This window comes from Rhizobium redzepovicii, from assembly GCF_019793435.1.
Lineage (GTDB): Bacteria > Pseudomonadota > Alphaproteobacteria > Rhizobiales > Rhizobiaceae > Rhizobium > Rhizobium redzepovicii.
Map to the genome: position 1 here is coordinate 80827 of NZ_JAILYH010000018.1, position 14490 is coordinate 95316.

Annotated in this window: 8 protein-coding genes and 3 pseudogenes; 8 read left to right on the forward strand and 3 right to left on the reverse strand. The window is 59.6% G+C overall.

Annotated elements, in window-relative coordinates; genetic code table 11:
* Positions 1 to 24: 24 nt before the first annotated feature.
* Positions 25 to 1440 (reverse strand): aldehyde dehydrogenase family protein, encoded by a 1416-nt coding sequence (locus K6N12_RS25990; protein ID WP_222149008.1) that lies wholly within the window; start codon positions 1438 to 1440, stop codon positions 25 to 27.
* 95 nt (positions 1441 to 1535) lie between these two features.
* On the opposite strand from K6N12_RS25990, the pseudogene K6N12_RS25995 reads away from it, so the two are divergent.
* Positions 1536 to 2458: pseudogene (locus K6N12_RS25995) on the forward strand (LysR family transcriptional regulator).
* A 303-nt stretch (positions 2459 to 2761) separates the two neighbouring features.
* A complete protein-coding gene (locus K6N12_RS26000; protein WP_425517725.1) occupies positions 2762 to 3247 on the forward strand; it encodes a LysR substrate-binding domain-containing protein in 486 nt (161 codons plus the stop codon).
* A gap of 461 nt (positions 3248 to 3708) precedes the next feature.
* Here the strand turns inward: K6N12_RS26000 and K6N12_RS26005 are convergent, their stop codons facing one another.
* Positions 3709 to 5700 (reverse strand): AI-2E family transporter, encoded by a 1992-nt coding sequence (locus K6N12_RS26005; RefSeq protein ID WP_222135069.1) that lies wholly within the window; start codon positions 5698 to 5700, stop codon positions 3709 to 3711.
* Positions 5701 to 6223: 523 nt separating this feature from the next.
* Here K6N12_RS26005 and K6N12_RS26010 point away from each other — a divergent pair.
* Positions 6224 to 6548 (forward strand): annotated as a pseudogene (locus K6N12_RS26010) (hypothetical protein); the annotation flags it as partial.
* Positions 6549 to 7129: 581 nt separating this feature from the next.
* Positions 7130 to 7372, forward strand: a pseudogene (locus K6N12_RS26015) (molecular chaperone HtpG); the annotation flags it as partial.
* Positions 7373 to 7474: 102 nt separating this feature from the next.
* Here K6N12_RS26015 and K6N12_RS26020 read toward each other — a convergent pair.
* Positions 7475 to 8707 carry an ROK family transcriptional regulator gene (locus K6N12_RS26020; protein ID WP_222135048.1) on the reverse strand — a complete coding sequence of 411 codons (1233 nt, stop codon included), beginning with the start codon at positions 8705 to 8707 and terminating at the stop codon, positions 7475 to 7477.
* A 295-nt stretch (positions 8708 to 9002) separates the two neighbouring features.
* Here K6N12_RS26020 and K6N12_RS26025 point away from each other — a divergent pair, with 295 nt between their 5' ends.
* The 4 genes from K6N12_RS26025 to K6N12_RS26040 all read left to right on the forward strand — a co-directional run bounded on the left by K6N12_RS26025 (position 9003) and on the right by K6N12_RS26040 (position 14484).
* Entirely contained in the window at positions 9003 to 11588 is a 2586-nt protein-coding gene (locus K6N12_RS26025) for an ATP-binding cassette domain-containing protein (RefSeq protein WP_222135049.1), read from the forward strand.
* Complete coding sequence (locus tag K6N12_RS26030; protein ID WP_131711426.1) at positions 11588 to 12598, forward strand: ABC transporter permease; 1011 nt, start codon at positions 11588 to 11590, stop codon at positions 12596 to 12598. Before K6N12_RS26025 ends, K6N12_RS26030 begins: the two co-directional genes overlap by 1 nt.
* 51 nt (positions 12599 to 12649) lie before the next feature.
* Positions 12650 to 13654: a rhamnose ABC transporter substrate-binding protein gene (locus K6N12_RS26035; RefSeq protein ID WP_064649948.1), complete on the forward strand. Its 1005-nt coding sequence runs from the start codon at positions 12650 to 12652 to the stop codon at positions 13652 to 13654.
* Between the two features lie 65 nt (positions 13655 to 13719).
* Entirely contained in the window at positions 13720 to 14484 is a 765-nt protein-coding gene (locus K6N12_RS26040; RefSeq protein ID WP_222135050.1) for a glutamine amidotransferase, read from the forward strand.
* Positions 14485 to 14490: the final 6 nt, after the last annotated feature.

The following is a 14490-nucleotide window of genomic DNA, read 5'->3' on the forward strand; positions in this document are numbered from 1 at the left end:
CGATCGCCGCTCGGAGCATCGTCGTTAAGTGATGACGGCTTTCGGCTCAAGAAATGCTTCGAGGCCGCACACGCCGTATTCGCGACCAATCCCCGACTGCTTGAACCCGCCAAATGGAGCGAGCGGTTCATGCGGCGCTCCGTTGATGACCACCCGCCCGCTGTCAAGTCGATCCGCGAGCGCCTGCATGCGTGCGGCGTCGGTGCCATGCAGATAGGCCTGAAGGCCGTACGGGGTGTCGTTTGCGATGGAGACCGCTTCCTCCTCGTCGCGGTAGGCGATGACCGACAGGACCGGCCCGAAGATCTCTTCGCGCGCGATGCGCATCTGGTTGTCCCCCCCGAAAAAGATCGTCGGCTTCGTAAACCAGCCGCGATCCAGACCGGTGGGCCGCCCCGGGCCGCCCGTCAGGAGGCGGGCGCCTTCCTTCGTTCCCAGTTCGATATAGGACTGGACGCGATCATAATGCTTGCGGCTCACCATCGGCCCGATCATCGCGTCGGGATCGTTGGGGGCGCCGACCTTGAACGTCTCGATCTCCTGCTTCAGCCTGGCCAGGACTTCGTCAAGACGATGGTTCGGAACCAGAACACGGGTGCCGGCAATGCAGGCCTGGCCGCTGTTGATGAAGCCCATCCGCAATGCGGCGGGGATGACCAGATCGAGATCTGCGTCGTCGAGAATGATGTTTGGACCCTTGCCGCCAAGCTCCAACGTGACGCGCTTGAAGGTGTCGGCCGCGTTGCGGAGGATCTCCCGTCCGACCGCGGTGGAGCCGGTGAAGGTCACCTTCGCGATATCAGGATGCCGGCTGAGTTCCGCGCCGACGACATTGCCATACCCGTTGACAATGTTGAATACGCCCTTCGGCAGGCCCGCTTCATGCAGGCACTCGGTCAGGATCTGCGTCTGGGTCGCGCTCATCTCGCTTGGCTTGATGACGATCGTCGAACCGGCGGCGATGGCGGTTGCGAGCTTCGAGGTGATGAAACCGATGTTGCTGTTCCAGGGAGTGATGGCCGCGGCGACGCCAGACGGCTGCATGACCACCCGCGCGCGGCCCCTATAGCGTTCGAATTCATAGTCCTCCAGAACGGATGCCATGGTCAGAAAACTCGAAGCAGCATGGGGGATGGCGAACCGTGTGAAGTTTTGCGGAGCGCCATATTCGAGCGCCATTGCTTGGGTAAGATCGGTAACGCGCCCGGCGGCGGCGGCGTTCAATCGGTTCAGCATGTCGATGCGCTCGGCCTTCGACGTGCGTGAGAATGCGGGGAAGGCGCGCTTCGCCGCGGCGACGGCGTCCCGCGCGTCTTCGACGCCGGCAAGCCGGACCGTTCCGATCTTCTCTTCCGTGGACGGATTATGAAGATCGCCCGTTTCGGTGCCCTTTGGCGTGACGAACTCACCGTCGATATAGATGTTGTCGAGGTTGCGCATGTCTAACTCCTTTCGACTGTCAGGCCTATCTGGCATTTCTCCATTGTCCTGATAAGCTGGCTAAAATTGCTCAGCCTGATAGGGAATTACGGACAATGATGCGTGGCTCGCTCGCCGAACTCGAAGCAGTTCTCGCTGTGTCTTCCCAAGGTGGTTTTCGGGCCGCAGCGCGCGAGCTTGGAATCCCGTCGTCCTCGCTGAGCCAGCAGATCGCCGCGCTGGAGGCGCGTATGGGCGTTAGACTGTTCAACCGCTCGACGCGGAGCGTGGTCCTGTCAGCCGCGGGCGAACAGTTCGTGGCGAGCGTCGGTCCGGCGCTGGAGGCAATTCGCAGCGCCGTCGAGCATGTCGACGAGCATCGTGCGGAAGCCACGGGTATCTTGCGCATCAACACGTCGGTGGGTGCGACCCGCATGATTCTGACGCCACTGATCCTGGAATACATGCGCAGAAACCCGCAGATGGCGGTGGAGATTGTCACGGAGGGCGCGCTGGTCGACGTCAATGCCAAGGGCTTTGACGCCGGGATCAGAATCCGAGAGGCTGTTCCCCATGACATGGTCGTCGTTCCGATCGGCGACACTGTCGGTCCGGCCATAGTCGGTTCGGTCGACTATCTTCGCCGCCATGGCAGGCCTCATGTTCCGGCCGACCTTCAGAACCACATGTGCATCCGCGCCCGGATGGCGAGCGGTACGCTCTATCGCTGGGAGTTCGAAAAGCGAGGAGAGAGCTTCACGCTTGACGTTCCCGGCAAGCTCACGCTCGACGACAGCGACCTGATGCTCCGGGCGGCCCGAGAAGGAGCCGGACTTGCCTATCTCAACGAACGGCAGGTATCAGACGACGTCGCCGCTGGAAGGCTGGAGCAGGTTCTTGCCGACTGGACCCGCCCTATCCGGGGCTCTGCCTCTATTATCCCGGAAGACGGAATATCCCCGCCAAACTGCGGCGGTTCGTCGATCTCATCAAGGACGTTCGGCATAGCAGCCACATTGAGAGCCCGCCTCAGGACTGAAGAATTTCTCGCCAGGGCTCCGGTAACCCGGAGACTTCAGCAGGCCCATCCGACTATGCGTTGCTTTGCGGAATGAGCTCACCGCGCGGGGCGGTTCCAAGCACTATTGCGTACAGCGTAACGGTGCACTGTCAAACATGAGTATTCAGGCCGCTGATCGCCCGTTGCATCCTGTTCGCATGGATCGGGAACGGACCCGGCCTTCAATCAGGAGCGATCACATGAAACTTTATCACCATCCGCTGTCGGGCCACGCCCATCGCGCCCGGCTCCGACCTTCAGATACTTACCAACGGCGCACTGGTGGATTTTTCGCGTGACGGCGTTGATCTTGCCGTGCGCCACGGCGTCGGTCGCTATCCTGGCTTGCGGAGCTATCGCGTCGTTTCCGTCGAGATGGTGCCAGTTGCGGCGCCGTCACTTGTTGAGCACTTGGGTATGCCGGAACTGTCTGACGAACTGACGCGGTGGCCGCAAGTTCACGACGCCGACCGGAAGGGCTGGAGCCTCTGGTTTCAAGCGCAAGGCATCGACGAGATCGAGGTCCCTCGCGGCCCCTCCTTTAACGACTCCAGCCTACTCCTCAGCGCTGTGATCGCCGGCCAAGGTGCAGGCCTGCTCCCGGCCGCGATGGTGGCGCTCGATGTGAACGAAGGGCGCCTCGTCAAGCTCGCGAAACCGACCCATATGGAGACGTTCGCCTATTACCTGGTCTATCCCGAAGAGAAGCACAGCAATCTGAAAGTTTCTGCCCTTAGAGATTGGATTCTCGGCGCCGCTTCCACTTAACGAAAATACGCACCGTAAACCTCGTAATCGACCCAATGTGCGCCGGATACTCCGGCGGGGCCGGAGGCTCATGTCAACGGCGGGAGATCGATGTCATTTGATCAGCCGTTCAGCGGCATCCGTCAGTCGGGGGGGCCGCAGCCAACCCGCCAGCCGATGGGGAAATTGTCGTGAATGAGGCGGTGAAATCGAGCGTCCTGGGAACGGTCGCCGACCAGCAGGAGCCCGCGGTGGAACGCAAGGGCAGAACATCCTCTTGGATTACGGGCACATCGGCCTAACCCTAATTGGTCGAGCACCGTGTCATTACCTCGTGGAATCAATGTCGGCCGAGAACGGACGAATGACGCGCAGCTCCTGGCGTTCGGCCGCTCCGAGACGCATTGGAGCGTTGACGAATACGACGTAGGACTTCTGGTCCCATCACATCTAGTTCCGGCATATCCGGGCAAGACTTGCCGCTAAATTCTGGACTGTGCGGGGGGTATGCCTGTCTTTTTCGAGGATCGCCTCGTTCGAATTTTGCGCGCGGGCGTCACCAATGATGCTGGTGCATCGGCGAGTGCCTCGCGGGCAGCTGAGGTCAAGGTGGTGGCAACGAAATCCGCCTCCCGAAGCGCAGGCGGTTGCTCTTCCTCCTGATTTTCCACCCAAAGGACCGCGCCGACCCGAATGGCCGGGTATATGCGCTTGAACCGACGAACAAGTATGGTGGCGTGCCTTGCGGAGTCCTCGTTGAGGAAGCAAACCACGACGGCGTTCGATTGTTTCGGAACGAGGCTCATGGCACGGCGATTGGGGATGTCAGAATGCCTCGCTGCGACCACCTCGGCTCCCTGTACCTGAAGAATCTGGGCAAGCATCGCAGCCGACGCGTCGTCGAGCGGGCCCCTGCCTCCGACGCAAAAGACGGTCTTGCCCCGTCCATCAGGTAGTTCGCTTTCATCCCCATTTCCTTCCTTGAGGGGGGTGGTGGGCCGACCTGCCGCTTCCGTCTCCTTCTGTTCGTCTTCCTCTTCCTGCTCTTCTTCCTCCGCGATTTCCCCGAGGTTCGAGACCAGTGTGATGGCGGTCCCGAACACCTGTTCCATCTGCTCCGCGGTCAAGACGCCTCGACGCCTGTCCTTCTCCGCGAGTAGAAGGGCGGGAATGGCAACCTTGCCATAGTAATCCTCCAGATAATCCTCCTCGAGGAACTCCTCAGCGTAGTCGGTCGCCTCATCGGGATCGCCGGCAAGAAGCCGCTGGTACAGCCGCTCCTTGGGATCGAGCACCGGGTCACTACCAAAAACGACCTCAAGGAACTCGAACTGCGGGACATACCGGCCCAACACTGCAAGACACACGGTCAGGGGCGTGGACAGCACAAGACCGACTGGTCCCCACAGCCATGCCCAAAAAATCGCCGCGACGATGATTGCCAGCGGAGAGAGGCCGGTACGAGAACCATAGAGCCAGGGCTCGATGACGTTATTGCTGGTCAGTTCCAGCACGACGAAAATGGCCGAAACCCAGAGAACAAGGCTCCAGCCAGGGTCTACTGCAAAGGCCAGGAACAGCGGCAGAACTGTAGCGATGACAGGCCCGATATAGGGGACAAATCGAAGGACGATGGCCAGCATCCCCCAGAGCGCTGGATTTGGAATGCCAACCGCCCACAGTCCAAGAGCCAATGGAACGCCATAAGCGCAGTTCACCACCAACTGCATAAGAAGATACCGTGCGACGCGGCTTCCCGCCTCCTGGATGGCTTCTGTTGTGCGATGCAGATCGCCATAGCCAACGAGCCGGATAAAGCGATCGCGAAGCTCTTCCCGTTCCAACAGCATGAATATTACCACGACGATGATCAAACCCAATGAGGCGATGGGACCAAGCAGAGGACCAATCAGGCTAGTGAGCGTTTCAATTGGTCTACTCGGCGCGAATATCTCGACGAGCACAGGCTCCCTTGGTCTCGATGCGGTACCGGGAGCAACTGGGCGCTCCTCCGCATTGCTGAGCTCACGACCGACGCTTTCAACGACTGACGTCAGGCGCCGCACAATGCCACTATCCGTTCCACTTTCCTGCAGAGAGCGGATTTTCGCTATGATATTGCCCTGGTAGGCCGGAAGGTTCTGCGCAACTTCGGCAATGTGTCCCGCTACGACAAGCCCGAACAGGACAAGGACAAGAAAAGCGAGCACGACAGTGATAATGACCGCCGGAATACGAGGCAGGCCAAGCTTTCGAAGACGGGAGGAAATGGGAGCCAAGGCGAACGTCAACAGGACTGCGATTGCTAGAGGTAGAAGTACTTCCTTGCCGAAATACAGAATAGCAATAACAGCGAGTACACTCGCGAAGGCAGGCATTCGTGATGGGGAGGATGGCGAGGTCGAATATACACGTCGGGGGACGAGGTCTTTTTCCAATTCCGCCTCCGTGAACTTGGCGTTGCTCGAAGACATCGACATGTCGGTCGCTCTCGCCAAGTCCTTGCAATTAGGGCGCTGTGTGGCCACGGCAATGGTTGGGACCCCACCTCCCTTGACGGCCTTTAGGGCATCGTGTGCGGAGGTGACCGCATGGGCAGAGAGACAGCCAGCAAAAATCCGCAACAAATGTCGGCCGCCGATATCTACCATCACTTCCCAGCAAGCCTGCGGTGGCGGCCGCAATCGCGGAAGGTCTGATTATCACGGGAGAAAATTGTCAAATGGCACCTGATTGTGGCCCTGGTGAAGTGGGATCGGCCTGACAGCGATCTGCCGGCTTGTGCAGCCGTCGAGGCATACTATCTCTGGTGTAAGCCCAAACCCGGAGCATCGCCATGGATCGATGAGCACCCAATATGCTGGCAGCGAAAGTTTGGATCGAAATTTTTCCGCCGGAGCGCGAAACGTTTACGGCGGACTCAACGACATGTCCCTGCTGTCGAAAGATACGACCGGCATCGATCATGAATGACGATAGCTGCGGAATCTGCGACGAATGCCTGACACCATGACGGCTTGCAGAGAAACACCTTCACCTCTTCTGGCGACGTTCGAAGACGCGCTTGCGAAATTGCCCGACGGTTATCTCGACGGACATTTTGATCAGCGATCATGGGGCGTGACCGTCAAGCGGTCGCAGGATGGCAAACGGATCTGGCTATACGGAGAGGAGCTTAGCGGAACAAATATCGTCAGCTTCAACCTCTATCGATTGGCTGGACCGGGGTCGATCCTAAAGCCGTGCGAAATGTCCACTGCCAAGGTGATCGAGTTCGTTGTCGGTTTCGAGCCCAGTACCTGAGAACGCTGCCTCCCGACCACAATGGTGGAAAAATAAGCGGAGATTTCTGTTGCATTGCAGCAAGCGCATGGCTGCACTGCGACCTGAGCGCTGGCGGTCGGGGCACCCTCTGATATCTTAAGTCAGCGAAGCAATGCACTCCTCCCGCAAAGCTTCGGACCCGGGTTCCGCTCGTTGCGAGCGGCGCTTTGCTAACCCTCCTGCGGCTGACCTTTGAACCGGTCAAGCCGTGCGCGAACTGGCGCCGGCGCGGAAGCGCCTTTGCCTTGATATGCTCATTGTTTGAAGGAGGCGCGCCTGCGATGGCAGTCACGGCGGCGCAAGTATGCGACCGGCTAGCCGCGGTACATGTTGATCGCCGCGACGCCTGAAACACCACGTCTCGACAAGGGAGGATCGACTTGAGCAATCAATGGGATCTTTCGACCGGTAAGTGCAGGGCAACTCGTCTGCAACGTTGCGCAAAACTTCTCGCTCTCTAAAAGCCACTTAACGTTCCCGGACATTCGGAGCCGAGCTATCAACCGCTAAGGTGGGGCGCTTGAAATCCGTCAGCGGAAAACCATCTGACGCGTGACTTCTGCAAAATGGGGATTGTCGATGACGACAGTAGAAGAGCGGCAGCCTGAGCAACATGCGTTCGAAGCGGATGTCAGTCGGCTGCTCCACATGATGGTGCACTCGGCTTACTCCGACAAAGATGTCTTCCTCCGGGAATTGATCTCGAATGCCGCAGATGCCTGCGAAAAGCTACGTTACGACTCGATTTCCCAGCCCCGACTCCCGATCGCGCTGGTTTCTATACATCCCGGCCGCAAACTGCTCCGTGAGGATGAATCAAAGGCTAAGCAACATGGTTAATCACATGGATATATCCCGTTAATGGACAGGGCTGTGGCTGAAACCTCAATCGCCTTGGTGAAAACCAAGGGCACGGTCAACTTCCTACGAGCCAATCAAGAGCGGCTTCTTATCGTTGCCCTTTTTCATAAGGACGCCGGTATCTGGCCCGAACATCAGGTAAAGCGGAAGAATGCTTGCTCCGAGCGCAGAACCCCGGGCTCCCAGAGCGCCGGCGGCGATCGTGGGTGCGATCAGGCCGGGGGGCACCATCTCCGAAAAACATTGCCGGACGCGGGCAACGGTCTCCATCAGCAGTGGGGCGGGGAGAAGCCCATCGATGACAATGGCTTCGACATCGATGACAGAAATGCTTCCGATGATTGCCTGGGCAAGGGCATCCGCGCAGTCATCCTGCCATTCCGAGACCAGGGTCCGCGCGGCGGCCGGCATCGGGTCGAGATCCCGGACACGTTTTATGTCTATCCCGTTTGTTTTAAGATGATGGACGAGCGTGTAGATCGACGCCCGATGCAGCAGGACTTCGAATTTTCCAGTCGGCTTTGGAGCGGAGCTTAAAGTTGAATGTGTGACCGGGAAAGGCCCGAACGCGGCCGTATTGCCGTTCGGACCGGTCTGCAACGTTCCGTCGACGACAAGCCCTCCGCCGACGAATGTGCTGAGCGAAATATGCAGGAAATCGGAAAACTTCTTGCCCAATCCGTAGACCAGTTCGGCGACGGCGGCTGCTGACGCGTCGTTCTCGATCATGACGGGAAGATTGTGCGTGTCTGAGAAATGGGCTTTCAGGTCAAAGGACCGCCAGGCGAGCTGGACATCACCGGGAAAGCCCAGCTCCTCGTCCCACCCGCCGATGAAATAAGGGGCTGATATCCCGATGCCGATCAGGCGCGAACTTTCGTCGCTCCCGAGCTGGGTCCTGAACCGCCCGATCGCCCCGTCACCGAGACGCCTTATGCTCTCAGGATCCGGATGGTCGTAGTCATGGGTCTCGAATGCGCAGGTTTGCCCGGCAAAATCGATCAGGATGGCATCCATGGCCCTGCGGCCGATATGAAAGCCGATCGAATAGGCTCCGCTGCTGGCAAGTCCGTACATGGCAGATGGCTGGCCCTTGCCGCCGAAGCGTTTGCCGTTTTCGACCAGGTAGCCGCCGGCGACGAGAGCCTCGACGATCGCAGCGACAGCTGGTGGCGTAAGATGCGCGAACCGCGCGATCTCTGCCTTCGACGCTTGGCCGAAACGCCGAACGGCATCCAGGACAACGCGCTCGTTGTAGTGACGGAGCTGGACGGAATTGCTGCCTTTTCCTGCCATCCGATTCCACCGTTGAAAACCATAGTCAAAAGCACTTTGCTTTAAGCGCATGCCGGTGCGCCACACCTAGCGCGACCGCTGAATGAACGCAACTCGTTGCGCCGGAAGCAAAAACCGTCTCCCTAGATAATCATTAAGACGAGGCTTGACGACATTCAACCATTATTATAGTAAATTGCTTTAATAAATGCCCGATGGGAGTTGGGGCGAGAGATACGCTCTCGGTCATGAGGAGGCATCGAACAGATGACGTGCTGTGCAGGGTTAGCGATTCCGGTTATGTCGGACGCTCGGAATGCTTGAAATTTCAGGCCGTCAAACCGCGGCGCCAACGATGGAGGCCGGCCAGGTCGTCGCGTCGCTCGAAGGCGTCACGAAGGTTTTTGGCGGCACCGTCGCCGTTGCGGATGTGTCTATCCAACTGCGCGCAGGCGAAGTGCTGGCCCTGCTTGGGGAGAATGGGGCGGGCAAAAGTACCTGCGTCAAGCTGCTCGCCGGCGTGCATCGCCCAGATGGCGGCCAGGTCTCCATTCTGGGGAAAGCCGTCACATTCGCGTCCCCGCTGGAAGCCCAGCATGCCGGCGTCGCGGTTATGCATCAGCATCCGGGTCTCTTTCCCGATCTCAGCATTGCTGAAAATCTCTTCATCGGACAGACCGGGCTGCGTTGGAAACTTGACCACCTGTATATGCGCTCCGAAGCGGCGCGCCTCCTTACGCTCGTCGGCCTCGAGGTGGATGTCACGGCGCCCTTGGGGGGGCTTCGGACATCAGAGCAGCAATTGGTCGAAATTGCCCGTGCGCTTTCGCTCGACGCGCGCGTTCTGATCATGGACGAACCGACCGCGGCCCTGTCCCAAAGAGAGGTGGAGCGGTTGTTCACAGTCGTGGACAATCTCCGGTCCCAAGGGGTGGCGATGATGTTCGTCGGCCATCGCATGGACGAGATCTATCGCGTCGCCGATCGTATCGCCGTCCTGCGCGACGGGCGACATGTCGGAACGGAAGTCGCGGCTGATCTGTCTCGGGAACGTGCCGTTCAGATGATGGTCGGGCGCGCGCTGGACGGGCTCTATCCTCGCAACAGCGCCTCCCCGGGCGGGGTAGTTCTCGATGTTAAGGGGTTGTCCTGCGATGGCTCGTTCAAGGATGTGTCGTTTCAGTTGAGAGCGGGCGAGATTCTGGGGTTCGGCGGATTGGTCGGCAGTGGCCGTACCGACATTGCCCGGGTGTTGTTCGGGATCGATCAGCCGACTGCGGGAACAATCAGGATCGATGGCAAGGCACTGCGCTTCGCCTCTCCTAAAGATGCCATGGACAATGGCGTCGCCTATGTTTCCGAAGACCGGATCGGGCAGAGCCTGGTGATGGATTTCTCCATTTTGAACAATGCGTCGTTGACCGTGCTCGACAAGGCGACCCGAGGTGGGTTGATGTCGCGCGAGAGGGAGCTTGACCTTGCAAAGCCGTTTCTCGATCGCCTTCGGCTGCGTTTCAAATCCTTCGATCAGCCGGTCGGCGCGTTGTCCGGCGGCAACCAGCAAAAGGTCGTTCTGGCAAAATGGCTGGCGACCAATCCTCGCATCCTTATCCTCGACGAGCCGACGCAAGGCATCGACGTTCAGACCAAGGCCGATGTGCATGCGATGATGGCTGATCTCGCCGGCAAAGGCATGGCGATCATCCTGATCTCATCCGAGCTGCCAGAACTGCTAGGCATGGCCGACCGGATGATCGTGCTGAGAGAAGGTTTGGTTACGGCCGAATTCCTCCACGACGAGGCCACGCAAGAAAAGGTGATCGGTGCTGCGACAGACGCGATCGTCAAGAAGGTGGACGGCGAGATTGTCGCCAAGCCGGTCCCGCATCAAGAGGAAAAATTGGAGCTCCCGGAAAGAGCGGCGCAGGGCACATGGCGGCGGGTTCTCGCCCGCCGGGAATTGGGCCTGTTTGCGGCCATTGCAGCTGTCGTCATTCCGATTTCAATATTGAACATACGTATGCTCAGCGGCGCAAATCTATCCGCCCTGGCAATGGATGCCGGCCTTCTGATGATCGTCGCAGTCGCCCAAATGCTTGTTGTCATCACCCGAAGCATTGATCTTTCCGTGGCTGCGATCATAGGCCTTGCAGCCTATGGAGCGGCCTCGACGATCCATCTGCATCCCGAGATCGGCGTGATGGGTGGGGTCGTATTGGCTTGTGCGATCGGGCTCGCCGCAGGCTTCCTGAATGGGCTCATCGTGACCTACGGCCGCGTACCGGCCATCGTCGTCACGCTCGGCACCATGTCCATCTTCCGGGGCATCAACAGCCTCTGGGCCGGCGGAACGCAAGTGAGTGCCGACCAGGTGCCGCAAGCCTGGCTGGATATGACAGCGGCAAATATTCTCGGGGTTCCGGCTGTCCTCCTGATCGCCATCGCCACGCTGCTCGTCGTCGCCTACATCCTGCGAAATACCTCGATCGGTCGAGAAATGTTCGCCATCGGTTCCAATCCCGGCGGAGCGAGCCTCATCGGCATTCCCTCGCGGGCGCGCATCCTCATGGCGTTTTCGGCAGCCGGGCTTCTGGCCGGGTTCGACGGTGCGCTCTGGGCTTCGCGCTATGCCACAGTCGATGCACGCGTTGCCTACGGTTTCGAGTTGACGGTGATTGCGGCTGTCGTCGTCGGCGGCATTGCCGTGCGTGGCGGCTCCGGCACGGTGCTCGGCGTCGCCGCCGGCGCCTTGATGCTGCTCATCATCAACAACGGGCTGACACTCGTACGTGTCGATCCACTTTGGCTGCAGGGGGTCTATGGCCTCGTCATTCTCGCCGCCATCGGCATCGACGCACTCGTCGCCCGCCGCGCCGCCGGCAAGCGCAAGGGAGCACATTGATGGACACAAATTCCGAGCGCAATTCCGACTTCGTCACCCGCTTTGCCAACTGGGATAATTTCCTGGCGGCGCTGACGATCGCCGTTATCGCCTACGCTCTCCTGGGCGTGCCGAACTTCGCTTCCGTCTTCAATATTTCGCAGGCCGTTGCCGGCATTTCGGAAAGGGCGCTCATCGTGTTGCCGATGGTGCTGCTGATTATCGCGCGCGAAATCGACCTGTCCGTCGGCAGCATATTGGCGCTCACCAGCGTGATCTTCGGTTTGCTCATCCAGCAGGGCGCGCCACTCCTTCTGGCCATTCCGGTAACACTTGTCGCCGGCGGAATTTGCGGTGGCTTCAACGGCGTGCTGGTGACCAAGCTCGGTCTTCCCTCGCTTGTCGTGACGCTCGGAACGATGGCCCTGTTTCGCGGCGTTGCCTATATTCTGCTCGGCTCGGACTCCATCAACGATTTTCCCGACAGCTTCCTCGATTTCGGCATCGATACTGTCGGCACATCGCCGGTGCCGCGGACTATTCTTCCCTTCCTGCTGCTTGCCCCGATTTTCGCCATATCGCTTCAAAAGATGCCGCTCGGCCGGCGCATCTATGCGATCGGAGGGAGCCCTGACGCCGCGCGTTATTCCGGCATTCGCCTGGCTCGCACCGTGTTCGGCCTGTTCGTCACATCTGGTGTGATTTGCGCGGCAGCCGGCATGGTCTACGCGGCCCGGCTGGCGAATGCCCGCGCCAACAATGCGGTCGGCATCGAACTCGACGTCATCACCATCGCGCTTCTGGGCGGGATCAGCGTCTTCGGCGGGCGTGGCCGGCTGACCGGCGTGCTGTGGGCATTGCTTCTGGTCGCCACCATCCGCAACGTCCTTGGTCTGCTGCAGATCGGCGGCGACGCGCAGGGGACGGTCATCGGCCTTCTGCTCATCGTTTCACTGCTGGCCAGCAATGCGGCGGAGCGCGTCTTTGCCAGCGTTCGAACGCGATATTTCAAAGTCAAAGCAGGCGAGTAGTTTCCGGGGCTAGCCTGCTTCATTCAACCGGATATCTTGAGGAGGAACGTCATGACATCGCATCTTATTAGAAGCCTGCTGGTCGCGGGCAGCGTGATCGCAAGCATCGCGGCGGCAAACGCGCAGGAATGCGCCAAGGAACCGGTCACGGTCGGCTTCCTGCCGAAACTGGACACCGACCCCTATTTCCAGGTCGCGCAAACAGGTGCGGAAGAAGCTGCAAAGGAAATCGGCGGCAAGGCGATCAAGCAGGCTCCGTCGCAGGCGACCGCCGAGGCGCAGATCGATTTCATCAACAATCTGGTTTCGCAAAAAGTCGGTGTCATCGCGATCTCCGCCAACGACGCCAATGCCGTAGCCCCCGCTTTGCGCCGCGCAGCCAAGCAGGGTGTGAAAGTCGTATCCTATGATTCCGACGTGTCGACTGCCGCCCGTTCCGTCTTCCTCAACCAGGCGGCCGGCGACAGCCTGGCCGAAATGATGCTGGAATCGATGGGACAGATGATCAACTACGACGGTGAGTTTGCGATCCTGTCGTCGACGCCGACGGCGACGAACCAGAATGCCTGGATCGACTTCATGAAGAAGACCATGGCGGCCGACAAGAAATACGCCAAGATGAAGCTCGTTCAAGTCGCCTATGGCCAGGAGAGCGAACAGGTCAATCAGCAGCAGGCTCTGGCCCTGGCACAGGCATTTCCGAACCTCAAGGGCATCATCATTCCGGCAGGCATCGGCTTGCCCGCGGCTGCCCGTGCCATGGACCAGGCGGGTCTTCTCGGTAAGATCAAGCTGACCGGTCTTGCTCCAGCCACCCTCATCAAGAAATACATCCAGAACGGCTCGGTCCAGGACATTTGGTGGAACGTCAAGGATCTTGGCTATCTCACCTACTATGCGGCCCAGGCCGTCGCGCAGTGCAAATTGACCGGCAAGGAGGGCGAGACCTTCGAAGCCGGCAGGCTGGGTTCCTACAAGGTTGGCGCAAAAGGCGAAGTTCTTCTCGGACCAGCTGACATCGTGACGCCGGCAAACGTCGAAGAATTCAAGTTCTGAAATCCTCGAGCTGAAGGGTGGCGCCGCATGGCTCCACCCGTTCCAATTGACATCGGGAGGCCACCATGAAGCCAGTGTTGCTCGCCGGCGAGACGTTTCACGTCACGTCCTTTGCCGCCAAGGGATATGAGGTTGGAGCATCGTCACGCTATTCCAACGGTGCCGAGCGCTATATTCAAGGCCTCGCGGCGCAGGACATCGCGGTCGTCCAGATCGGCGGCGAGCGCTGCGAAAGCGAATTCCCGACGACACTGGAAGGCCTTACGGCCTATTCCGTCGTCCTGCTCTCCGATGTGGGTGCGCTGTCGCTTCTCTATACCCCGCAGACGAGGGCGGGCCGCCGCTCCGTCAATCGCCTCGAGCTTCTTAGGGACTGGGTGGAAAAAGGCGGGGCGCTGATGATGGCGGGCGGATATTGCAGCTTTCAAGGCATCGATGGTCTTGCCATGTTTCGTGGCACCGCTGTCGAGGAATGCCTGCCTATCGAGTGTTTTCCCGGACCGGATGGCTTAGAGGCGCCAGAGGGCTTGGACCCGGTCATTCATGAAATCGGTCATTCGATACTGGCGGGAGTGCCATCGCCTATACCTTATCTCCTTGGCATGAACCGCGTTGCCGCCCGCGGCGGTACGGAGACGAAAACACTGATCCATTGCCGCCATCGCACAGGACAAATGCCGCTCCTATCGGTTCGCGATTATGGCGCCGGCCGAACCCTGGCTTGGACGACCGATATCGGCCCGCACTGGCTGTCGCAGGAGTTCATGCGATGGCCCGGCTATGATCTGCTGATGGCCAATATGATCCGCTGGCTCGCTCGAGAAATTTAGGACGCC